Origin of the sequence: Nostoc sp. DedQUE05 (assembly GCF_034530955.1) — a bacterium.
In the GTDB taxonomy this organism is placed as follows: Bacteria; Cyanobacteriota; Cyanobacteriia; order Cyanobacteriales; family Nostocaceae; genus Nostoc.
Window position 1 is genome coordinate 1 of record NZ_JAVRCB010000052.1, and the last position, 22,802, is coordinate 22,802.

Consider the following 22,802-nt stretch of genomic DNA (forward strand, 5'->3'; position numbering starts at 1 on the left):
GGCCTTGTTAATACATCGGCTTGTATTGTGAATGCGGCCGCGGCCTTGTTAATACGTCAGCTTGTATTGTTAATGCAACGGCCGCCTTGTTAATGCATCGGCTTGTATTGTTAACATGAGTTCGACGAGTGCTATTTTGACCTCTCCCCCAGCCCCTCTCCTGGTAGGAGAGGGGAGTAAAAACCCTCCTTACTCATTACTCCTCCCTCTCCTACCAGGAGACGCAACGCGTTCGCCTTTTAGGAGAGCGAGGCTGTCTGGGAGAGGTCTGTCGAACTCACATATTGTTAAGGCTACGCTTTTACGCAAGACTGTACTAAGCATGAAGCTAGAATTAGTGACACGATCAAAAGAGATCGTCTTTTTGTGTTGTCACTATGAAAATATTGGTGCTAAATGCCGGATCGAGCAGCCAAAAGAGTTGTTTGTACGAAATTGCAGGTGAAACTCTGCCCACCCAAGCACCCCAACCCCTTTGGGAAGGAAAAATCAACTGGACTCAAGATCGGGGTGTGGCAGAAATTGAGGTGAAAACTGCTACGGGTGGAACGCTACAAAAATCAATCTCTGGTGATTCCCCACAGGCGCACTTCACCTATATGCTCAATACACTCGATCGTGATGCCACCAAGGTAATCGATCGCTTGTCAGAAATCGATGTGGTAGGGCATCGGATCGTACACGGTGGAGAAGATTATCGAGATAGTGTAGTAATTACCGAAGATGTCAAAAAAGCGATCGCCGATCTGTCTAATCTTGCTCCCGAACATAATCCAGTTGCTTTGGAAGGCATAGAAGCAATTGAACACATCCTAAAAGATGTCACTCAAGTAGCAGTGTTTGATACCGGATTTCACGCCACTTTACCCGATGCAGCAGCAATTTATCCAGGCCCGTATCAGTGGGTAGAGCAAGGTATTCGCCGCTATGGGTTTCATGGTATTAGTCACCAATACTGTTCTCAACGTGCTGTCCAAATTCTCGGTCGAGATGTTGCACCTAAGCGATTAATTATCTGCCATCTGGGGAATGGATGCTCTTTAGCAGCGATTAAAAACGGTCGCAGTATTGATACTACTATGGGATTCACGCCCTTAGACGGATTAATGATGGGTAGCCGTTCTGGTTCAGTCGATCCGGGGATTTTGATTTATCTGTTGCGACACTGCAATTACTCTATCGAAAAGTTGGATGAGTTACTAAATAAAGCTTCTGGGTTAAAAGGAATTTCGGGTGTATCTAGCGATATGCGTGAAGTCAGAGAAGCGATGGCTCAAGGTAATTCTCGCGCTCAACTGGCGTGGGATATCTACGTACATCGCTTGCGTTCTGGTATTGGCGCAATGCTTGCTAGTTTGAGGGGATTAGATGCTTTAGTATTCACAGCAGGTGTAGGTGAACACTCTGCGGAAATTCGCCAAGCCGCCTGTGAAGCCTTTGGATTTATTGGACTGAAAATAGACCTTGAGAAAAATCAACAGCAGCCTGTAGATAAAGATATTGCCACACCTGACTCAACAGTGAGAGTATTAGTCATACATACTCAAGAAGATTGGGCGATCGCCGGACATTGTTGGCAAATATTAACAAAGTAAAAATCATCAAAAAGCCAACCCCTTTTAGAAGTTAGCTAAATTGCAGCAGATTTCAAGGAAAGTGTTGTACAGTATTTAGGTCTTAAAGCTAGACAGAGAGATTATTCTAATTCTTTTAGCGCACCGGGGCGTAGCCGATTCAGAATTCAGAATTCAGAATTCTGAATTCTGATTAATCACTTTCGGGAGACAATATTCAAAGCTCAATTCTGAGTAAGAATTTTGGATTTTACTCTAGCGATAGTGAAAAAAAGAGAGTTAAAAGGATTTTATTTAATTGAAATTTCTTAATAAGGGACGCATAATCAATTTAACAACTCGCCCCCATGTAAAGCTTAAAATGTACTTTACAAGTTTTGGGGCGATCAGTGAAAAAAGCGGTAATAATAAGCCAGTAATGTTACTAAAGCTAGTAGTAGCAACAACACTAGGAATGAAACAAATCAGCGTCCATATCAAGCTATTTATAAATTTAGAGTTTATGGAAGTACGACTTTGAAGTTGATTAACAACTATATAGCGAGTAGTAGCAAATAATATAGTTAACCCTAACCAAGCAAATATTACTAGCATCCAATTTGCTGGATGAAGATTGTAAACTAGAAAACCAGCAGGAAAGAGAGAAGCTATCTCCCAAACTAGCAGATTTAATTTACTCCGAAGACAGCTTAGTATTTGTTCAATAAGCCAATAATGAACAGAAACAATATTTAAACACTGAGGATTTTGGATAACATCACTCCTAATTTTGTGAATTATGTCGCCATAAAATAAGATATTGCTTTGTAAAATAATATCTTGTTCTTTCCAAAAATATAAAGCTGATGTATCTTCTCTATAATAAGAATTAAAAGTAAGTCCATACTGTAATTTCGATTTATTTTGTAATGCTTTACTCCAGAATAATTTGATAAAATTTACGATAAAAGTATTGTCAAATATTTTAAAGTTTTTTTTATTAACTACTAATTGAGTGTATAACGTAGTGTTAGTACTAAAGCAAATTTTATCGCTAAAACAATTGTAGTACCAAAGATAAGCTAGTAATTTTGGTGGAATGTATAAAGAGCAGCCTATTTCTCGTGCTTCTTCAATTTGTTTTAAAACGGTTTTATTTAGATAAAAAGTATACTGTCCTGGTTCAACCTTAATTTTAAGTTCAATAGGAGTGCCTTGAGGTATTTGTACAAAGAAAGAGAGTTGAACATCAACTTCGTTATCTGTGTGTGTTTGTTCGGCGTTCATTGTCGGGATAATTTTGCGATATTTTGTACAATACCAATCAGAAAATCTAGTGTTCCACGCCACTGTTTCTCTCCAGCAACTACCCCTTCATTATGTATTTTTAGAATTAAATCTCTATCTCCTTCAGGTAATTGAAATAGCTTTTTATGATAACGACTAATAATATCTCCATCTAATTGCATAACAGTTTGAGCATAAATAACATCAATATCTACGGTGGTAATATTGCCGCTATTAAGTGCCGCTTTTAGTTCAGACATTTTCCGCAAAGTACGAATAAATTTATCATTATTTAAAAGTTCTTCAATCTCTTTCCATCTTTGCTGCAAACTTTTTAGATTATTTTCTTCTCGATCTGCAACAGGAGTGGGAGCAGGCAATATTGGTCGAGCTAACTTTATGTATACCTCGTCAGTTGGAAGAATATTCGCTTTATGTTCCACCTGATATTTAAGACGCTCTTGATATTGGATTATTCTGGAATCTGGCTCACTACTCTCATTACTTTTTTCTAGGAGAATGTAAAAATATTCTCTTTCAAGTTGCGAAAATAGACTTGTATAACGCTTGCGTAATTCTTGAGCTTGAGTTTTTTCTGGTTCTGGTAAATCGTCTGGATTTGGAATTCCTTTGACATCAAAGTAGTCTTTGTCATTTATTGAATAAATCTCTTCATACGCTTGCCAAGCATTAAACTTTGCACCAGTAATTTGATCCACAACCATTGTATTTATTTCTAAAGCTGTAATATCATCAACTAATTCATGTACAGATGAGACTACTTTCTCTAGCAAATCTTTGGCTTGTTCTTGAATTTTGTTAGGCATAGTCATAATTTTCTTGATTTATTTAAAGCAAATTAACCTACAGGTTTGGATAAATTCCTATTCTGTAGGTATTTTAGATTTACTAACTATTAATTAATATTAATAATTACTGTGGACGAGATAGCGATTGTTGTGAAGTTTTACGAGATTTCATAATTTCTATAAAAAATCCATACAGCTTATGCAAACTTTCTATATTTTTTTGCATAATTTCCCGACTTTCTTTGATTTGAGTTAGATGAAATTCGCGAAGTTCTGTATATGGCCCGCTCCCAACAAATTGACTACCAACTTCATTAGTTATATCACCATCAATTAGATTGATTGTAGTGCGTATTCGATTACCTGGTTGAGCAATTTGCTGCCCTTGTAATTCTTCTAAGGGAGTAGATGATTCTGGAACCCAAGTGGTAATTTCTAGCTCGATAACTTCAACTATTGCTGTTTGAATAGCATCAATAATTTCATCAATATTGAATCCTTCTTTATTACTATTCAGCTTCTTAACTTTGATTTTAAATTCACTACTTGGTTTGCTATATTGACTATTGTTTTCCGAATTTTCTATGGCTTGACCATTAGTTTCTGTGTTTTCATTAAGAGTATTATTCACCATGATGTTTTAGAGGTTACAGACAGATTTAAATATAAACAAGATACAACTATAGGTGATGTCAAAAGTTTTCAGGCTTTTACTACAAAAAAGTAATTAAAGTCAAAACAACTTAATATTTTATAAATTTTTACTAAAAAAAATTATGATTTCCTAGAGCAAAATTTATCTTAGAAAAAGAATAATACCATTTTAGATTTTGGAATAACTGCGTTGCAGTGAATCCAGCACTATCGTAGGGTTTCCCCATTGTCCTATGTAGCGTGATTCTGAAATAATTATTTAATTAGCTTTTGGACGTTTCCTTCAAATCAGTATAAATTCAATCTTGCTTTTATACAAAGAATACGTAAATATATTTTAAAGCAAAGATAAATCTAAAATATTAATAAGCACTAAATAATAAAATTAGTTTATTTAAATCAACTTTTTGATCTTACCAAGCAAAGCTTAGACGCACGACTATGACTGACTTTTTTTATACCACTGTGTATACAATGATATGACTGCGATCGCAAAGCCAAGGAAAATATGTTGTTATCTCGTCAAGCCTTTGCTACACCTTGTTTAATTTCTATGTGTATTTTAGGAGTTGGCTTGATTCAATTCCCCCAATTGCAAAAACTAATAAATAGAAAACAATCTGCCTCTTTAGAAAGTTTAAAAAAAGAAATAAAAGCTGAAAATATCCGTCTAAATTTTCTCAAAAAAACACCTAGTTTTGGTTATGATAACTTTGTTGCAGATTTGGTATATCTCAATTTCCTCCAATATTTTGGAGATGATGAAATTCGGGATAAAACAGGTTACAGTTTAAGTCCAGAATATTTTGAAGTTATTCTAGAACGTGACCCGCGATTTTTAGCAGCCTATCACAGTCTTTCGATCAGTACTTCATTATATGCTGGTATGCCAGAACGGGCGATCGCAATATCAGAGAAAGGCTTAAAATCAATATCTCCCTCAGTTCCCAAAAAGTCTTATTATATATGGCGTTATAAAGGAGTTGATGAGTTATTATTTTTAGGCAACGCTAAAGCTGCGCGACAGTCTTTTGCAACGGCGGCAAACTGGGCAAGTAAATTTTCAGATCCAGAGAGTCAACTTATAGCTAATACTTCCCAAAGAACTGCGGAATTTCTGAGTCGAAATCCTAATAGTAAATATGCTCAAATTTCTACATGGTCAATGGTTTTAAATAATCATGCTGATGAGAGAACTCAAAAACGCGCAATTAGGGAAATCGAAGCTTTGGGAGGAAAAATAATTACAACTCCTGAAGGGACTAATAAAATTATATTTCCCCCTAAAGATTAAATTATTGCAAGTCTAATCGAGGATTAGATTCACTCAATAAGTTACAAGTTTCTCATGTAGGATTGAGTAGGGTAATACTGATGTCAATACAATTGGCAGAATCTGACTTTCAAATATTAGGGTGTTTTCCTGTTATTTCTCAGTTGCGCCCGCACCTTGAGCAGGATAATTTTGTAGAAAAAGTTCGATATCAAATGAAAGAAGGATATCAACTTGCATTCTTGGAGGTAGAAAAGCAAGCTGTAGCGATCGCTGGATTTCGTATTTCTAATTGTTTAGCATTGGGAAAATTTTTATACATTGATGATTTAGTTGTTGATGAGTTGAAACGCTCGCATAGCTATGGTCAACAATTATTTCAGTGGCTAATTGAATATGCCAGAAATCATGAGTGTAAACACCTGAGTCTAGATTCTGGTGTTCAGCGATTTGCAGCCCACAGGTTTTATCTCATGCAGCGTATGAATATTACAAGTCATCACTTTTCAATGGAGTTGTAGCAACAAGCACTTTGGTTGTGACAAATATTTTTTGGTATGACGGCAAATTAATTCACTCTCAAACCCTAGAATTAAACATTAACGATCCGGGTTTACTTTATGGGGCAACTGTTTTTACAACACTGCGGGTTTATCAGAACTCCCTAGATAGTAATTTAACTAATTGGCAAGCACATTGCGATCGCTTACTTTTCTCAATACAATTTTTTGGCTGGCAACAACCCGATTGGAAGCGTCTGCGTCAAGGCGCTCAAATTCTTCTGGCACACTTCCCCGTTCTCAGAATCACCCTCTTTCCCGATGGACGAGAATGGATAACTGGGAGATTCTTACCGCAAGATTTGACAGAAAAACAAAAGAATGGTATTTCGTGCGCTGTTGCCAGTTCAGAATTTTCTCGCTCGCTCCCCTCTCATAAAACTGGAAATTATTTGAGTGCTTGGTTGGCAAAAACTAGCTCAGATGCTCAAGAAGCAATATTAGTCGATGCTCAGGGAAATTGGCTAGAAACCAGTACAGGCAACCTTTGGGGATGGTGCGATCGCAGTTGGTACACGCCACCGTTGACAGCCGGAATTTTACCGGGAATTGGGCGATCGCAACTTGTAAACTGGTTGCAAAACCACCAGCAGCCAGTGCGAGAAGAAACTTGGAGCGTCGAGCTAGTCCAGAGATTTGAAGCGATCGCTTACACTAATAGTGTGGTAGAAATTATTCCCATTCATACAGTTCATCTGCCTTCAGGGTCGCTACAATGTAATCCCTACCATGATAGTTTTCAGCTAATAAGGGAGCTTTTTTTAGCATGACAACCACGCCAAATTTGTTATATCTTAAGATAAGTTAACATAATTCTTAATAATCACATTTGCGATCGCAGACGCTAGGCGATGGCGCAAAGCACCCGCTGAAAGCTAACGCGCAAAAAGTACCGGAGGATAGACCTTAGTGAATAAAAGATGGAGAAATGCAGGGCTGTACGCGCTGCTGTTTATTGTCGTAATTGCGCTGGGAACAGCATTTTTTGACAAACAACCCCAAAGCAGAGAAACATGGCGATACAGTCGCTTTATTCAAGAAGTTCAGCAAGGCAGAGTAGAAAAAGTCAGTTTGAGTGCAGACCGCTCTACAGCATTGGTTACAGCCAAATATGACGGAAATAAACGGATTGTGACCTTAGTCAACGATCCAGACTTGATTAATACTCTGACTTCTAAAGGCGTTGATATTTCTGTTTTGCCCCAAACCGACGAAGGATTTTGGTTTAAGGCACTGAGCAGCTTATTTTTCCCTGTATTGCTTTTGGTTGGCTTATTCTTCTTACTACGTCGCGCTCAAAGTGGCCCAGGTAGCCAAGCAATGAACTTTGGCAAATCCAAAGCCAGAGTGCAAATGGAACCACAAACTCAGGTGACATTTGGCGATGTCGCTGGTATTGACCAAGCTAAGTTGGAATTAAACGAAGTCGTAGACTTTTTGAAAAACGCCGATCGCTTTACCGCCGTTGGTGCAAAAATTCCTAAAGGTGTATTGTTAGTTGGCCCTCCTGGTACAGGTAAAACCCTCCTAGCTCGTGCCGTAGCTGGTGAAGCAGGTGTACCCTTCTTCTCAATCTCCGGTTCAGAATTTGTGGAAATGTTCGTTGGTGTGGGTGCATCCCGCGTCCGCGATTTATTTGAACAAGCTAAGACCAATGCTCCTTGTATCGTCTTCATCGATGAAATTGACGCCGTAGGTCGTCAACGGGGTGCAGGTTTAGGTGGTGGTAACGATGAGCGGGAACAAACCCTCAACCAGTTGCTTACAGAAATGGATGGTTTTGAAGGTAACACTGGCATCATCATTATTGCCGCTACCAACCGTCCTGATGTTCTAGATGCAGCCCTGTTGCGTCCTGGTCGCTTTGACCGTCAAGTTGTGGTAGACCGTCCCGACTACGCTGGACGCAGCGAAATCCTCAAGGTACACGCCCGTGGTAAGACCTTGGCGAAAGATGTGGACTTGGATAAAATCGCCCGTCGTACCCCTGGATTTACTGGCGCAGATTTATCCAACCTGTTGAATGAAGCCGCAATTCTGGCAGCACGCCGGAATTTGACTGAAATTTCGATGGACGAAATCAACGACGCGATCGACCGCGTATTAGCTGGGCCAGAAAAGAAAGACCGGGTAATGAGCGAAAAGCGCAAAACCTTGGTAGCTTATCACGAAGCTGGTCACGCTTTAGTTGGTGCTTTGATGCCAGACTATGACCCAGTACAAAAAATTAGCATCATTCCTCGCGGTCGTGCAGGTGGTTTAACTTGGTTTACCCCCAGCGAAGACCGGATGGACACAGGTTTATACAGCCGCGCTTATCTGGAAAATCAGATGGCTGTGGCTTTGGGTGGTCGGCTTGCTGAAGAATTAATCTTTGGTGAAGAAGAAGTTACCACTGGTGCTTCTAATGACCTCCAACAAGTAGCCCGTGTTGCGCGTCAAATGATTACTCGATTTGGGATGAGCGATCGCTTAGGCCCTGTTGCTCTTGGTCGTCAACAAGGTAACATGTTCCTCGGACGCGATATCATGTCAGAGCGCGATTTTTCTGAAGAAACCGCTGCTGCTATTGATGAAGAAGTTCGCAAACTTGTAGATGTAGCCTATACACGCGCTAAAGAAGTGTTAGTGGGCAATCGCCACATTCTAGATCAGCTAGCGCAAATGCTGGTTGATAAAGAAACAGTAGATGCTGAAGAGTTGCAAGAAATTCTGTCGAACAACGATGTGACAACTGCTGCGTTTGCCTAATTTAATGAATAGTTAGGAGTAGAGACGCGATTCATCGCGTCTTTACAAGAGTTAGGAGTTAATGGCAAAAGCCCGGTCTTCACGATCGGGCTTTTACCGTAATGGGGTTATATTCCCCGGAGGTTCGTTATAAAGTTTCAGTATAAATCGCTAACGCTAATCTGATGATAAAGACTACCACGTGACTATAATCAGTTCCGGAAAATTAGAAAAATTTTTTTAGATACACCAAAATCAAAAGAGCTATAACTTTGACTTCACAAGGTAAAAGATACAATCTAGCTACAATTTAAGAAGTCTGGATTGTGAAAAAATCCCCGAACCCATTATGTTAGAGTACAATCCATTAGCTTGCTTGCCCTCCTCTGAGGAACTGCCCGACTCTGACGATACCCCTGTGGATAATGAACTACAAGACTTAATTCCTAGTTTACTTAAAGCCGTACTGGCAATGGCATGGGCAGATCGAATGGACTGGTTTTTCGGGGCTGATATGGCTGTTTACTATGACCCCAATCTACCAGCGATAGTGCCAGATGCATTTTTAAGCCTGGGAGTCGAGCGATTTTTTGATGAAAACCTGCGTCTAAGTTATGCAATTTGGGAAGAAGAAAAAGTTCCTATATTGGCACTGGAAGTAGTATCTCAAACTTATCGCGGGGAATACACTACCAAAAAAAACGAGTACGCAAAGCTCAAAGTCTTGTACTATGTTGTTTATAATCCTACTCGCCGCCGCAAGCAACACTTAGAGGTCTATAAATTAGTCAATAACGAGTATCAATTGCTGTCAGGAAATCCTGTTTGGCTACCAGAGGTAGGTTTGGGAATTGGCATAGAACGAGGAGTATATCACGGTATCACGCGAGAGTGGCTGTACTGGTATAACGAGCAAGAACGACGTTTACTAACGCCAGAAGAACGTGCCCAAATGTTGGCACAGAGGTTACGCGAACTTGGTATCGATCCTGATTCTCTCCCGTAATCACTCGAAATCAGGGTAACTCGGAGATTTTACGAATTACCTTGATTGCGATCGCTGCAAAATAATTTATGCATTCTGTCGCACACCCCTTATGGCATCAAATAGATAACTTTCTAAATCTCGATCGGACTAGCATCAAAAGTGACTGGATACTAATCAGTTGGTTAACTTAAACTCTAGATGTCGGTTTCAAAAATAGCCATGCCACAAAGAATGTAGCTGCCGTAAATAGTTGTGTCAAATCCAAAGCAGATAGATAGCCATCTGCAAATGAAGCAATGCTGCGATCGGTAATGCCAAATACCCAAGATGACAGGCCAAATAGCCAAATCCCATTCTTGAGATTTCCGACAAATTCTTTAGAGTCCGATCGTTTTTGATCTTTCATAATCTTCTGTTCCGTTGGTGAACAATCCGGTGATTGATGCTCAATACCTGCCATTAGGAATTTTTTCCGATTCCTGACGCTGAATTTAGATTTACTATCTATTAACAATATTAATAAATATTTCACCTACTTGACATCCCTACCTAAAGGGACATCTCCTAATGATGACATTCCTCTTTTGGTTCTGTTACCTCCGATAGACGGCAATAGGTTGAGTTCTCAGCTTTACAGCGTCAGGTTTGAATACTGAAATTACATGATTTTTAAATAACCATATAAATATTTATTTATGCTTTGCATAAAATACTTCATAGGATAGATGCGTTTGCAAAATATCTTTATATTTCAATTCTGTAGAGACTTCGTAGGGGCGCGCAGCTAGCTATGCGCCCCTACAAGGAAATGAAATACTTATTTTGGAGTAGATTAATCCCTTCACCCCAATACTTTTCGGATAAATCCAACAATCTCTCTTTTGGGCTGGGAAAAGGTTAAAGGCCAAGGGGTAAAGGTAAATATCAAACCCTTTCCCTTTCACCTTTCCCCCTTAACCGAAAAGTATTGCCCTTTACCCTACTCAGTACTCTTCACCTCACCAACTGCGCGGCGGAATTAAAAAATTGACGACACAACCCTTTCGTGACTAAAACTGTTGTCAACAAATTAGCAAAAGCAACCATAAACATAATCAAAATTTCGTAGGAGACAGCATCTAGAGGTTTGACACCAGCTAATAACTGTCCGGTGGTAATTCCTGGTATTGCGACCATACCTATGAGTATCATTTGATTGAGAGTAGGAATCAATCCGGCTTTGATGGCGTCTTTGCGATATTGACTAACTGCTTGCTGTGGAGTTGCACCTAAGCTTAAATGGGTTTCTATTTCGAGATGGCTGGAATTAATGGTGCTGACAAGGCGATCGCCTGCGATCGCCGCTGCATTGGTAGCATTACCTAAGACTATCCCTGCTAGGGGAATTATATACTGTGGTTCGTACCATCTCTCTGGTTGAACGATTAAGAAGTTGATGTAAAACACTGTCACGGCGGTACTAATTAAAATTGCACCCCACACCAAAGGCAATAAATGAGGAATTTTTGGAGTAATGCGATTTCGTGCGACAATCGCCGTAATTGTCAGCATTATTGCTAATAGCGCCAAAACTGCCCAAGCATTGTCTAAAGCCAAGATGAAATCTAAAATGTATCCCAATACAAGAAGTTGTAAGATGGTTCTCCCAGTAGCAAGGGCTAAGTTCAACTCTAATCCTAATTTTTCCCAGGCAGATAAACCAATGGCGATCGCCATCAATCCCACAGCTATAGCTAAATCCACGAAATCCAGCTTGATCAGATCCTGCATGGGTTCTCTATTTCCTAATGTTTTCTTCTCCAAGCAGTCTACACAAGAGGAACTTTGATCCGATGTGTTGGATCTTGGTTGATATATATCACTTTCATCAATTCAAAATTCCAAATGGTACGACCTTAACATGGCAAACACCTAGTATGCCTACTATCTGTAAATTAAATGTGCGGTGGTTTACTGCACCACAATTTAAGTAAAAACCCTAATAGATGCGTATCTTGGGCGATAGTCTTTTAGTAGCTCCTCTTTGATTAACAATTCAATCAGCAAAAATTGACTGTCGAAGTGCATCCTTTGTATCTCCCGATAAAATGAGAACTCATGATCCAAAGTGTAAATCCCATCCCTGCCTTTGATATCAAGCAGCAATACACCACCATTGAAGCAGAAGTAAGTGCGGCTGTTTTAGAGGTTTTGGCTTCCGGCCGCTATATCGGCGGCCCCTTAGTCGAAGGCTTTGAACAACAATTTGCCGCTTATAATACTGTTACTGAATGTGTGGCTTGTAATTCTGGTACTGATGCGCTCTACTTAGCGTTACGAGTCTTGGACATTGGTGCAGGCGATGAAGTGATTACAACGCCTTTTACCTTTATTGCAACATCTGAAGTAATTAGCGCCGTCGGTGCAAAGCCTGTTTTCGTTGATATTGACGCGACTACGTTTAATTTAGATGTAGAGCAAGTTGCAGCAGCGATTACACCCCAAACCAAAGCGATTATCCCAGTTCACCTCTTTGGACAACCTGTGGATATGACATCATTAATGGCGATCGCTCAGTCTCACAATTTGTCCATAATTGAAGATTGCGCTCAGTCTACAGGCGCGATTTGGGCCGGTGAAAAAGTCGGAAGTATTGGACATATTGGTTGCTTTAGTTTCTATCCTACCAAAAATCTTGGTGGTTGCGGCGATGGTGGAGCAATAACGACTAACGATCCAGCGATCGCCACTAAACTGCGAATACTACGAGATCATGGTAGTAAAATTCGATATTTACACGAAGAAATCGGTGTAAATAGCCGATTAGATGCTCTCCAAGCAGCCATTTTGCAGATTAAGCTACGTTATTTGGATATTTGGAACGATCGCCGCCGAGATATTGCCAACTATTACTATCAGTTCCTCAGTCAACTTCCGGGGATTGTCCCGCCGCAAGAATTACCTGGGGGTATCGGGGTATGGAATCAATACACTATTCGTATATCCGGCGAAGGGCGCAATGGTTCCAGTGCCAAATACAGAGATTGGGTGCGTAGTCAATTGCAAGAACAGGGCGTGAGTTCAATGATTTACTACCCCCACCCTTTACATTTGCAGCCAGTTTATCAAAGTCTGGGCTATGAAATTGGGGACTTACCAATAGCAGAGCAAGCTTGTCATGAGGTTATATCCTTGCCTATGTTCCCAGAACTGACACAACAGCAGCAAGACCAGGTGATTTATGCGTTGAAAGAAGTTATGAGTTAGAAGTTAGGAGTTAGGAGTTAGAAGTTAGGAGTTTGAAATTAGAAGTTAGAAATGAATAAGTTCCTTCAACTCATAACTCATAACTCTTAACTCTTAACTCCTAACTCTTAACTCACTTAATTACTGCATTTGCAGTTGCTAAGGCTTCTACTAGTCCACGCACAGCGGCAATCATGGCGACTTCGCTATTGAGTTGGTTGATGGCGGAACCAACACCAACACCAGCAGCACCAGCCGCGATCGCTAATGGTGCGGTAACGTTAGAAATGCCGGAAGCACACAATACGGGCACTGACACTACACGGGAAATCTCAAAAGCTGCTGCCAAGGTGGGAGCAGCTTTTTCAATTAATCCTAGAGTTCCGGGGTGAACTGGGTTACTGCTAGTACCGCCTTCGGTTTGGATAATGTCTGCTCCAGCTTTCACCAATTCTTCTGCTAGCTGTACTTGTCGATCTAGTTCCAGGATGTGGGGAACGGTGACAGATAGGGTGATTTCCGGGAGAAGAGCGCGAGTTTGCTTAGTCAGTGCTAGCACTTCTGGAGCTTCAAAACGGCGTCCTTGAGCATAAAAGGAATCGAAATTCCCGATTTCAATTAAATCAGCACCAGCTGCCACTGCTTGTACAAATTTATCTGGCTCTACTGCTGATACACAAATCGGTAAAATTGTCAAACTTTTAGCTAGTTGGACTAAGGCTACATCGGCGGCAATATCGACAAAAGTAGCACCGCCTAATTCAGCAGCTTTGACTGTAGCAGCGACGCTAGTGGCGTCGAAGTTATTCAAGCCGCTAATCACTTTGAGAACGCGGCGGTTAGTAAATGCACGTTGGAGTGTGGAATGCATCGTCATAGTTTGGCTTTTGAAGCTACGAAAATTAGGTATATTCTACCGTCCCTCATGTTGATGAGAGACTAAATCAGTATGGTAGTTGCCAAATATTGATAATTTTATCTTTATTGCCACTAATCAAAATTTTGCCATCTGTACTGAAAGCGATTTAAGTCTGTAGGGTTTTTACCACTATCCTAGTCAAACTCTGGAGGCCACAAATCTGCAATTGGTACTTCCCATCCTGGGAGCAGTTCGGGAACTGTTAAAATATCGCCATCATGAAGTATTATTGGCTCTTGTCCAAAGTTGTAAACTTCAACAATCCGCTCATCTGGATTGAGCAAAATTCCTACCTTAGTTCCCAAACTCAGAAATTCTTGAATTTTGGCTCTCAGATCCTCTAAATTATCGCTAGGGGACTTCACCTCTACAGTCAAATCGGGAGCCAATTGAGCAAAAGACTTGGGACTACGACGTAAGCGTTCGGCTAAAACAAATGAAGCGTCCGGTGCGCGCAAATCGGAATTAGGCAACCTGAAACCGGCGCTAGAAGCTGCTGTTCGCCCCAGTTTGCGCGGTCTAACCCAGTTACGTAGCTGGGCTACCATTTCAGCTGCAACTTCATCTGATTCGTATCCAGATGGACTCGAAACAATAATATTACCCTTGACTAGTTCCATGCGGAAGTCGGGATGCTGTTGCTGCATTTGTTCCAAGTCTTCAAGCGTTAGGGACATAAAACCTCTAATGATCGCACGCCTTGTATTTATATTATGGAGACAACAGACCTTTCCAGATGCGATCGCTCCATGAATTACCTTGACTTTTTACGGAATGTAGAAAGGGTACATTGATTTTACTAAATGAATTTCCTAATTATTTTTCGCGTTTACAATCAAACTTTATTTTCTGCGACTATGATTTCAGATACCAAAACCATTTTTGCTATCTTGACTGATAAAAGGTCTACCATCGACTGGAACCGACTGCTTACCGAAATCTTGACTGCTTTCGATTGCTCTACAGCTACCATCCATACCCTAGATAAAGACAGCCAGTTATTACACCTAATGGCTTACCAAGGCATTCCAGAATTGCTTTTGCCTAAAATGACGATAATTCCCACTGGCAAAGGGATGGCTGGTGTCGCCGCCGAACGCAAGCGACCCGTACAGATTTGCAACCTGCAAACCGACGAATCAGGAGTGGTTAGACCCTCAGCAAAAGAAACGAAGGTAAAAGGTTCTATGGCAGTGCCGCTGATGCTGAATGGTCAATTGCATGGTACTTTGGGCATTGCAAAGCCAGTTCCCTACGAATTTACTGCCAAAGAGGAAGAGATACTGATGGAGATTGGAGAGGCTATTAGCCGGAAAATCGTCAGTTAAAATCAAATACTATTACTATTTTTCAAAATACTTCATTGCTGTTTGTACTTTTTCAACTTGTCTGGGTGCTTGCATTTCGTTAAAGAGTGCGTAGGCGTAGCCCGTCGCAGACATCGCTTGCACAAAATTTTCCTGACTATGCTCAATTTCACCCATTTTTTTATAAGTTAATGCCAACTGATAATAAGCCTCGGCTAAGTCTGATTTAGCGCCGATTTTCTCAAGAATTTCTATTGCTTCTGAATGATGAAAAATTGCTATAGTAAATTCTCTCTGCTCTCGAAAAATTTCCGCAAGACAACTTATAGCTTTAGCTTTAATCTGGGTAAAGTTGTTTTCTTCGGCATGAAATATAGCTTGTTGGCAGAACTTAAAGGATTTTTTAAGATTACCTAAATTTTTATAAGTTAAGCAGAGAGTTACTAAACTATGCCCGATTCCCCATAAAGTCACTCTACTTGACAATGACATAGCATAAAAGGCATCTTCAGCAAGATAAAATGCATCTTTTCTGCTACCATAGCGTGATTTTATCAAAGCTAAACAGCATTAAAATATTTTTTGTTGGTACTATTTGGCATTGCGATCGCTTACGTTTTCTCAAGTGGTTTGGGTATCTTACAAATCATACCCATACTGCTATACCTTTTACAACAGTTTTTGCTTCCATTGGGAATTATCCTGTTGTGTTTAATGACAATAGCAGTCATTTTTGAATCCCTGCGTTAAAAATTGGGGGAGTTAGGAGTTAGGAGTTAGGAGTTAGGAAGTTAGGAGTTAAAAGTTATTTTCTGCCCCTGCTTCCCCTGCTTCCCCTGCTCCCCTATCTCCCTAATCTCCCTCACTTTCCCCTGGCATCTAAAAACTTCAACTGGTGGTATAAACAGCTAATCTGCATTAAATTCACACCCTTTACTTGGGCTTTCCGTAATGGGTTGCCGAAAATTGCTTCTATCTCCAAAGGACGATGTTCGTCGTAGTCAATTTTCATGCTGGGGCGGTAAGGTGTCATTTTGACAGTATAATCGAGCATTGTTTGAATGAAGCGATCGCTAATAATCCGCCCATAACTTTTTGCCCCCGCCGCTACTTCATACATCAATTGTTCAACTAACTCGCGGGTGTACTCATACGCCATTAATTCATCAGTTCTAGCGTTGAGAATCACAGAAAGCCCATTGTAGGGGATATTCCACACCAGCTTTTTCCAACGTGCTAGTAGTAAATCTTCAGCTAATTCAATTGATATACCAGCGCTTTCAAAGTCATCAGCAATTTGCTGCATCCTCTGAGTTATCCCACTAGGCTGATAATTAGGAGTATATTCACTGAAGGTAATTTGCCCATAGTCTAGGTGGTGTATATGCCCTGGCCCCACTTTATTAGAACATAAAAAGCACAATCCACCGATAACCGTTACATTACCAACAATTTCAGCAACTTCCTCTTCTACACCAAGTCCATTCTGTAATACCAACACCACACCATTATCTTTAACTACAGGTGGCAACATCTTTGGTAGTAAATGGTTTTGCGTCGTCTTTAGTGCCACCACCACCACGTCGCATTGTGGCATCTTTTCTACGTCGTTGTAGGCGTGGACTTCAGGAAGGGTAAAGTCACCGTCTTTGGACTCTACCACTAAACCATATTTCTTTACCTGTTCGTAATCACTCTTGAGCAAAAAGTGGACATCTAACCCAGCTTTTTGCAGTCTGGCACCATAGAACCCACCTAATGCTCCAGTTCCCAGAATGGCATACGTGCGATCGGACATTTCTTTAGATAACGGAATTTTCCTAGAAACATCATAAGGTGATGTCTGGCGAGGGTACGCGTCTAGGTGTAGTTTATTCAACACCTGATTTTAAATTTATTTTGTTTAATAAAACTTAAAATAGGTTTATTATCCTTTAAAATCTTTTGCAGAGATTTAGGTAAGATATATGGCTGATATTGTTGATATTGCAGTTACGTCTGAGTCGTTTAAAACACTGGTAGCGGCTGTACAAGCTGCTGGTTTAGTAGAAACATTAAAAAGTCCTGGCCCGTTCACTGTTTTTGCACCAAATGACGATGCTTTTGCCAAGTTACCACCGGGAACTATCCAAACTTTGTTACAGAATATTCCCCAGCTAACACGGATTTTAAAGTATCATGTCGTTCCCGGAAAGCTGCTAGAGGCTGATTTGGCACAACTCGGTACGGTTAATTCTGTGGAAGGTTCACCCATTAAAATTCATTCTTCTGATGGTTTTGAAGTTAAAAATGCCACAGTTTTAGCAGCAGATATCGAAGCTGATAATGGTGTGGTACACGTTATCGATACGGTGATTTTACCAGGTTAATTCTGGCTAGGGTGGGTATTTTCCACCCTACCGATCCAAAATCTTTATAATTAACTAACTATTGGTACTATCAAAACGCAACTCAAAAGTTTAGTTTGTGTTATGTTTGCAATGTGAGTACTCACTGTTATGTTAATGTAAATTTCGTTGTTTTAAAATAAATTAAATTCTTAAAAAGCCAACATCTATCCCAGGAAATTAATGCTCGATTTTACCACCTTAGCTGAGTTCTCTCGTGGCAACTGCGTAAGCATTTGTACATTTCTCGTACCAGCGAACTTACTTGTCACAATTTTAACGATGAGCCTAGTTGCCTTACGTCGTCCATCGCCTCAAGTGTGGCAATCTGCTGGAATCGCTAGCTTTTTCGCTTCTGTAATGATACTGCACGTATATACTTGGTTCATGATTGGTGTGGTGATGGCTCCTACTTATATCTTGATGTGGCTAGCAATCACCTGCTTAGTGACTAATTTTGCAGCAATTCTTTTTCAAAGACGCTACAGCAACAGCCCTAGTCTTTCCAACTGAAGTCTATCAGACATCTATGGATGATATTTTCAGCAAATCAATCATCATTCGATCGAATAATTACTAATTCGTAATTCATAATTATGAAGTTAAATTACGAATTACGTTAGCGTAGCGGTAGCGAGTCTGCGAGCGTCATTATCAATTACGAATTATGTTGTCGCCTCTCCATTTATGCTCAAGGATGGCATATAGCCAAGAGTCTCGCCATTCTCCCTTAATCCAATGGTGTTCTCGCAAATACCCTTCCTGCTGCATTCCGATTTTTTGCATAACTCTTGCTGAGGCAATGTTTTCTGGGTGACAAGTGGCAAAGATGCGATGTAAGCCTAACTCATGAAAACCAAATGATACAACTGCTTTTACAGCTTCAGTTGCATATCCTTGTCCCCAAAATTCCTTAGTAAAAGAGTATCCAATAGAGCCTATTTGATTGTCAGTATCCCGAACGGATATACGACAGATACCAATTAATTGCTTTTGGGGTTTTAAAGTCACTGCCAAGGCAAAATGCTGACGGGGTTTTTCGCCTTGTAATGAAATCTCTTTTTGCAAAAAGTTTTTTGTATCTTCTTCAGTATTCGGGCCAAAAGTCAAGTAACGCACAACTTCAGCATCAGCAGCATATTGATGAACCTCTTGCCAATCTGATTCTACAAAGTCTCGCAGTATAAGACGTTTGGTTTCTAGTGGTATCATTTGGGAAATTCTGCACGTAACTGACTGACTACCCGATCTAGTCCCACGGAATGGGCGGCTTTGAACAATAAACGATCGCCTGCTTGCACAAATGTCTTCAATCTAGCCACCAACTCGGCATGAGTTGCAAAGCACTCCGATGCAATACCCTCTGCACTAAGAGCGATCGCTTCGGCATCTTGTCCATCTACCAAAACCAACAAACCGTCTAAATTCAAGTTACGTACTGTTTCGCCCACTCGCTGGTGCAACTGCTGCGATCGCTCTCCCAATTCTTTCATTGCACCCAATACGGCAATCTTCCGTTTTCCGGGTGTATCTGCCAATAATTGCAATGCTGCAATCATAGCTTCTGGTGCAGCATTATAAGTTTCATCTAAGATTACCACATCGTTGGGTAAGGTAAATCGCTGCGATCGCCCTGTGGGCATATCCACCATTACACCTGATTTGAGGGTTGCCCAATCGATCCCTAAAACCTTTGCCACTGCTAAAGCTGCCAAGAAATTAGTGGCATTATGACGACCAGGCAAAGGTAGAGGTAGTTGGATTCCTGCGACTTCCACCTGGTCGTTATCAATTAACTGCCCTTGAATATCTCCACCAGAAAAGCCGTAAGTCAAAACTTCTCCGTGCCAAAATTTCGCCGCCGTGGCCATTAATAAAGGATTGTCGTGGTTGAGAATTGCCACACTATCAGCAGGCATTTCGACTAACAACTCACATTTTGCCTCAGCGATCGCTTCTTCGGAACCTAGTAACTCAATATGTGCTGTGCCTACATTGGTAATCACTCCAATTGTTGGCCGCGCTATTTGCGTCAGTTCGGCAATTTGTCCTCTACCGCGCATCGCCATTTCAATCACGGCGTAATCATGTTCTGTGCCAAGTTCTAGGAGAGTTTTCGGGACACCGATTTCGTTGTTGTAATTTCCATAAGTTTTGTGAACTCGTCCCTTTGTTCCTAAAACTGCGGCGATCAATTCTTTGGTTGTAGTTTTACCCACCGAACCGGTTACACCAATTACAGGAATATTAAAGCGATCGCGCCACCATCGAGCAATTGTTTGATATGCCTTGAGAGTATCTTTTACTTGTAGTACAGGAAAACCAGGATTTTCGTATTCAAAATCTACGATTGCAGCTATTGCCCCCTTTGCGATCGCAGTTGGCACAAATTCATGTCCATCAAACTTATCACCTCTCAAAGCGACAAATACTTCACCCGGCTTCAAGGTACGGCTATCTGTTTGGATACCGCTAGTGACTTGTGTTAAAGCAGTTTCAGATAAGTTTACAGAATGAGCCAAAATAACTTCAACCAGTTGGGTTAGGGTGGCAGAACAACGCATAAGCAATTGATAATTTAAAGTTCAAAATCATAAAAGCAAAAAATAGTGGCAAAGAAGCTTAACTTCCGTGCCACGCTTTATTTATAAGCTACTTATACAGTTTAATCAAGTAAGGACAATGGGCATAACAAGTTATGTTCGATCGCCCTATGCACGATTTTTAATCAAGATTACTTGCACAATTTGTATTGCTATCTCACTCGAAACCCCTAAAGCTTGATATAAATCAATTAAGAAGTTTTTTTCTTCTTCAGGTATAATACCTTCAGCTAGGACTAAATCGGTAGCTACTGCAAAGGCTGCTTCCCGCAACTCTTGAGATAGAGAATCTTTGGCTGCATTAAACAAAGCATTAAAGTCATCGCCTTGGAGAATGCCCAAAATTTTGTCAAACAGCCTGTTCATCATTTCATTGGGATAACTTTTAAAAAGTTTCATCCGAGACAGCACAGAAATGATAGAATTTGTTTGCTCAACAGAAAGATAACCGTCTGAAGCAGTTGCCGTCAATATAATGACAGCAAAAGCTTCCGCTGGATTGAGTGCTGCTTGGGTTTGGCTATCTGTACCCAACACAGCGTCGAATAGACCCATTGTAGTAGCTCCTTGGTTAGAGTCCCAATAGCGTTACTGTTACCTGTATGTTTGGTAGATTTACAGGTAAGACTGTGACGCTTGAGACTTTCATCCTTTAGTGTTCCCAGGATTTATTCACGGCGAACACTTGTATCCAAAGGTTTTTGGCAGGAACTACATTGCCATCTTTAAACTTAGCGTTCTCCGGTCTTTTCTATTGTCTCAATTACCGCCAGACCTATACCAGAAGCTGCCATTAACAGTACTACTGAGATCAGATAGGCGTTGGTCAGCATTCGTAAGGCTTCGTCGAAAAAAATATAGGTGGTCATTGCTTCACCTTTGGGAATTTGTGCTGCTTGTGCTTTTTATTTCTCCACACCCCGATAGGTGAATTTCGCTGAGAAACTGCTAGCAATTGCATCTTAACAAAACTTTAGCTCTTTCAGAACCCCGCTGAAAATTTTTCTTTCTGAAGATTCTATGAAGTTTATAAAAAAGGGAATGGGGCATGGGGCATTGGTCAATAATCAATGGTTCTTCATCTGCTTCCCTGAAGTCTCAACTCGGTATTGGTTCAGGTTGATGAACTGGTATTTCAATCACAAATTTGGTGCCCTCTCCTAGTGTGGAATCACACCATATCTTGCCACGATTTTTTTCTATGACTATTTTGTAGCTGATGGATAAGCCCATACCAGTACCTTTGCCGATAGGTGTCGTGGTGAAAAAAGGATTAAAAATGCGCGATCGCACTGTTTCAGGTATCGCACAACCATTGTCGGCGATCGCAACCGTATCAATTACAATTTTGAATAAGGAAACACCAACAAAGCTTGCAACCAGTTTGTGAGAAATTTTCATAACTGTATGTCAGCTATAACCACGTCAGTATTCAGTGTTCCCAAATCTTCGCAGAGAATTTAGGCTATTACCTTGGTAATTGCGATCGTCGGTGTATATATCAGGTATTTCGTGAAATGGGATAAACAAGACAAGCTTAAAGTAAACAGCGTTCAATCGTCGCTACAACTGATTGAGAAAGAGTATCAAAGTCGTAACCACCTTCTAAGCCAAACAGAATTTTACGAGTTAGCCCCAAACAATAATCAGTAAATAAAGCATAGTCTTCTGGCTGTAAATTAATACTTGCCAAAGGATCTTCTGCATTGGCATCGTAACCAGCACTGACAATTAGTAAATCTGGCTGGAAGTTGGCTAAAAACGGTACTACCTGTTTTTCAAATAGTGGCTGATATATTGCAATATCACTACCAGGGGGTACTGGTAAATTTAATACGTTATTGTGAAAACCCCGTTCTGTCGATCTTCCCGTACCGGGATAGCATGGGTACTGATGTAGAGAACAATAGGCGATACGTGCTTCAGTTTCAACGATCGCCTGAGTACCATTACCATGATGTACATCCCAATCAAGGATGGCGACGCGGTTAATTCCAGGTTTTTCTAGAGCAAATAAAGCGGCGATCGCGGCATTAGAAAATAGACAAAAGCCCATCCCTGCATCACTTTCAGCATGGTGTCCTGGGGGACGCGCTAATACAAAAGCTGGATTAGCCGACTTTAACACAACCTCAACTCCATCCAACCATCCACTGACTGCTAACAATGCCACATCATAACTGCGTGGGGAAACTGGCGTATCTCCATCCAAAGGGCCGCCGCCACTAGAAGCGATTTGCCACAGTTTTTTGATGTAGGCTGGGCTATGTGCTTTAACCAACGAAGACATCAGTGATGGTTGTTCTGATGCTGGTGTAGGCAAGCGCCAGGTGATTTTATCTGCGAATGTAGCTGCTTTGAGGGCATTTGCGATCGCACTTAAACGTTCTGGTTTTTCGGGATGGTATTTTCCAGTCTTGTGATCTAAAAATTCGTCGGAATAAATGACTGGTAGCATAGGACGAAAAAGGTCGGCAGCAAGACAATGAATTTTATTGTATCCTCAC

The 22,802-nt window shown here is 40.7% G+C and carries 25 protein-coding genes; 10 read left to right on the forward strand and 15 right to left on the reverse strand.

Annotated elements, in window-relative coordinates; all coding sequences use genetic code 11:
* Positions 1 to 377 precede the first annotated feature (377 nt).
* Entirely contained in the window at positions 378 to 1,595 is a 1,218-nt protein-coding gene (locus tag RMZ42_RS29120; RefSeq protein ID WP_322674690.1) for an acetate kinase, read from the forward strand.
* A gap of 273 nt (positions 1,596 to 1,868) precedes the next feature.
* Here the strand turns inward: RMZ42_RS29120 and RMZ42_RS29125 are convergent, their stop codons facing one another.
* The 3 genes from RMZ42_RS29125 to RMZ42_RS29135 all read right to left on the reverse strand — a co-directional run bounded on the left by RMZ42_RS29125 (position 1,869) and on the right by RMZ42_RS29135 (position 4,283).
* Complete coding sequence (locus tag RMZ42_RS29125; RefSeq protein ID WP_322674691.1) at positions 1,869 to 2,840, reverse strand: hypothetical protein; 972 nt, start codon at positions 2,838 to 2,840, stop codon at positions 1,869 to 1,871.
* Positions 2,837 to 3,667, reverse strand: coding sequence for a hypothetical protein (locus RMZ42_RS29130; protein ID WP_322674692.1), 831 nt, complete (start codon positions 3,665 to 3,667; stop codon positions 2,837 to 2,839). The genes RMZ42_RS29125 and RMZ42_RS29130 overlap by 4 nt, the downstream gene beginning before the upstream one ends.
* A 106-nt stretch (positions 3,668 to 3,773) precedes the next feature.
* Positions 3,774 to 4,283: a hypothetical protein gene (locus tag RMZ42_RS29135; RefSeq protein WP_322674693.1), complete on the reverse strand. Its 510-nt coding sequence runs from the start codon at positions 4,281 to 4,283 to the stop codon at positions 3,774 to 3,776.
* 528 nt (positions 4,284 to 4,811) lie between these two features.
* Here RMZ42_RS29135 and RMZ42_RS29140 point away from each other — a divergent pair.
* From RMZ42_RS29140 to RMZ42_RS29160, 5 genes are all read left to right on the forward strand, one after another.
* Positions 4,812 to 5,597, forward strand: coding sequence for a hypothetical protein (locus RMZ42_RS29140; protein ID WP_322674694.1), 786 nt, complete (start codon positions 4,812 to 4,814; stop codon positions 5,595 to 5,597).
* Between the two features lie 80 nt (positions 5,598 to 5,677).
* Positions 5,678 to 6,097: a GNAT family N-acetyltransferase gene (locus RMZ42_RS29145; RefSeq protein WP_322674695.1), complete on the forward strand. Its 420-nt coding sequence runs from the start codon at positions 5,678 to 5,680 to the stop codon at positions 6,095 to 6,097.
* Between the two features lie 26 nt (positions 6,098 to 6,123).
* Positions 6,124 to 6,906 (forward strand): aminotransferase class IV, encoded by a 783-nt coding sequence (locus RMZ42_RS29150; protein ID WP_322674729.1) that lies wholly within the window; start codon positions 6,124 to 6,126, stop codon positions 6,904 to 6,906.
* A gap of 139 nt (positions 6,907 to 7,045) precedes the next feature.
* Positions 7,046 to 8,887 carry an ATP-dependent zinc metalloprotease FtsH3 gene (ftsH3, locus tag RMZ42_RS29155; protein ID WP_322674696.1) on the forward strand — a complete coding sequence of 614 codons (1,842 nt, stop codon included), beginning with the start codon at positions 7,046 to 7,048 and terminating at the stop codon, positions 8,885 to 8,887.
* A gap of 328 nt (positions 8,888 to 9,215) precedes the next feature.
* Positions 9,216 to 9,872, forward strand: coding sequence for a Uma2 family endonuclease (locus RMZ42_RS29160; protein WP_322674697.1), 657 nt, complete (start codon positions 9,216 to 9,218; stop codon positions 9,870 to 9,872).
* Between the two features lie 169 nt (positions 9,873 to 10,041).
* On the opposite strand, the gene RMZ42_RS29165 is transcribed toward RMZ42_RS29160, so the two are convergent.
* On the reverse strand, positions 10,042 to 10,260 hold the full coding sequence (locus RMZ42_RS29165) for a hypothetical protein (RefSeq protein WP_094350008.1): 219 nt from the start codon (positions 10,258 to 10,260) through the stop codon (positions 10,042 to 10,044).
* A gap of 587 nt (positions 10,261 to 10,847) precedes the next feature.
* Complete coding sequence (locus RMZ42_RS29170; RefSeq protein ID WP_322674698.1) at positions 10,848 to 11,624, reverse strand: ABC transporter permease; 777 nt, start codon at positions 11,622 to 11,624, stop codon at positions 10,848 to 10,850.
* Between the two features lie 327 nt (positions 11,625 to 11,951).
* Between RMZ42_RS29170 and RMZ42_RS29175 the strand changes: the two genes are divergently transcribed.
* Entirely contained in the window at positions 11,952 to 13,100 is a 1,149-nt protein-coding gene (locus RMZ42_RS29175) for a DegT/DnrJ/EryC1/StrS family aminotransferase (RefSeq protein ID WP_322674699.1), read from the forward strand.
* A gap of 112 nt (positions 13,101 to 13,212) precedes the next feature.
* On the opposite strand, the gene RMZ42_RS29180 is transcribed toward RMZ42_RS29175, so the two are convergent.
* Both RMZ42_RS29180 and RMZ42_RS29185 read right to left on the reverse strand, forming a co-directional pair.
* On the reverse strand, positions 13,213 to 13,956 hold the full coding sequence (locus RMZ42_RS29180; RefSeq protein WP_322674700.1) for a DUF561 domain-containing protein: 744 nt from the start codon (positions 13,954 to 13,956) through the stop codon (positions 13,213 to 13,215).
* 176 nt (positions 13,957 to 14,132) lie between these two features.
* Positions 14,133 to 14,675, reverse strand: coding sequence for a Uma2 family endonuclease (locus RMZ42_RS29185; protein ID WP_322674701.1), 543 nt, complete (start codon positions 14,673 to 14,675; stop codon positions 14,133 to 14,135).
* Positions 14,676 to 14,801: 126 nt separating this feature from the next.
* Here RMZ42_RS29185 and RMZ42_RS29190 point away from each other — a divergent pair, with 126 nt between their 5' ends.
* On the forward strand, positions 14,802 to 15,326 hold the full coding sequence (locus RMZ42_RS29190; protein WP_322674702.1) for a GAF domain-containing protein: 525 nt from the start codon (positions 14,802 to 14,804) through the stop codon (positions 15,324 to 15,326).
* A 15-nt stretch (positions 15,327 to 15,341) separates the two neighbouring features.
* Here the strand turns inward: RMZ42_RS29190 and RMZ42_RS29195 are convergent, their stop codons facing one another.
* Positions 15,342 to 15,863, reverse strand: a complete 522-nt coding sequence (locus tag RMZ42_RS29195; RefSeq protein ID WP_322674703.1) for a tetratricopeptide repeat protein — start codon at positions 15,861 to 15,863, stop codon at positions 15,342 to 15,344.
* Positions 15,864 to 16,167: 304 nt separating this feature from the next.
* Entirely contained in the window at positions 16,168 to 17,103 is a 936-nt protein-coding gene (locus tag RMZ42_RS29200; protein ID WP_322674730.1) for a putative 2-dehydropantoate 2-reductase, read from the reverse strand.
* Positions 17,104 to 17,272: 169 nt separating this feature from the next.
* On the opposite strand from RMZ42_RS29200, the gene RMZ42_RS29205 reads away from it, so the two are divergent.
* Positions 17,273 to 17,674 carry a fasciclin domain-containing protein gene (locus tag RMZ42_RS29205; RefSeq protein ID WP_322674704.1) on the forward strand — a complete coding sequence of 134 codons (402 nt, stop codon included), beginning with the start codon at positions 17,273 to 17,275 and terminating at the stop codon, positions 17,672 to 17,674.
* A gap of 201 nt (positions 17,675 to 17,875) precedes the next feature.
* A complete protein-coding gene (locus tag RMZ42_RS29210) occupies positions 17,876 to 18,205 on the forward strand; it encodes a hypothetical protein (RefSeq protein WP_322674705.1) in 330 nt (109 codons plus the stop codon).
* A 141-nt stretch (positions 18,206 to 18,346) separates the two neighbouring features.
* On the opposite strand, the gene RMZ42_RS29215 is transcribed toward RMZ42_RS29210, so the two are convergent.
* The 6 genes from RMZ42_RS29215 to RMZ42_RS29240 all read right to left on the reverse strand — a co-directional run bounded on the left by RMZ42_RS29215 (position 18,347) and on the right by RMZ42_RS29240 (position 22,753).
* Positions 18,347 to 18,904 (reverse strand): GNAT family N-acetyltransferase, encoded by a 558-nt coding sequence (locus RMZ42_RS29215; protein ID WP_322674706.1) that lies wholly within the window; start codon positions 18,902 to 18,904, stop codon positions 18,347 to 18,349.
* On the reverse strand, positions 18,901 to 20,256 hold the full coding sequence (locus RMZ42_RS29220; protein WP_322674707.1) for a UDP-N-acetylmuramoyl-tripeptide--D-alanyl-D-alanine ligase: 1,356 nt from the start codon (positions 20,254 to 20,256) through the stop codon (positions 18,901 to 18,903). The genes RMZ42_RS29215 and RMZ42_RS29220 overlap by 4 nt, the downstream gene beginning before the upstream one ends.
* 147 nt (positions 20,257 to 20,403) lie before the next feature.
* Positions 20,404 to 20,850 carry a tellurite resistance TerB family protein gene (locus tag RMZ42_RS29225; protein ID WP_322674708.1) on the reverse strand — a complete coding sequence of 149 codons (447 nt, stop codon included), beginning with the start codon at positions 20,848 to 20,850 and terminating at the stop codon, positions 20,404 to 20,406.
* A 176-nt stretch (positions 20,851 to 21,026) separates the two neighbouring features.
* Complete coding sequence (locus tag RMZ42_RS29230) at positions 21,027 to 21,164, reverse strand: hypothetical protein (RefSeq protein ID WP_190240853.1); 138 nt, start codon at positions 21,162 to 21,164, stop codon at positions 21,027 to 21,029.
* A gap of 229 nt (positions 21,165 to 21,393) precedes the next feature.
* Positions 21,394 to 21,696 (reverse strand): HAMP domain-containing sensor histidine kinase, encoded by a 303-nt coding sequence (locus RMZ42_RS29235; RefSeq protein WP_322674709.1) that lies wholly within the window; start codon positions 21,694 to 21,696, stop codon positions 21,394 to 21,396.
* A gap of 136 nt (positions 21,697 to 21,832) precedes the next feature.
* The gene (locus RMZ42_RS29240; RefSeq protein ID WP_322674710.1) at positions 21,833 to 22,753 is read right to left on the reverse strand and encodes a histone deacetylase; all 921 of its coding nucleotides are present in this window, start codon (positions 22,751 to 22,753) and stop codon (positions 21,833 to 21,835) included.
* Positions 22,754 to 22,802: the final 49 nt, after the last annotated feature.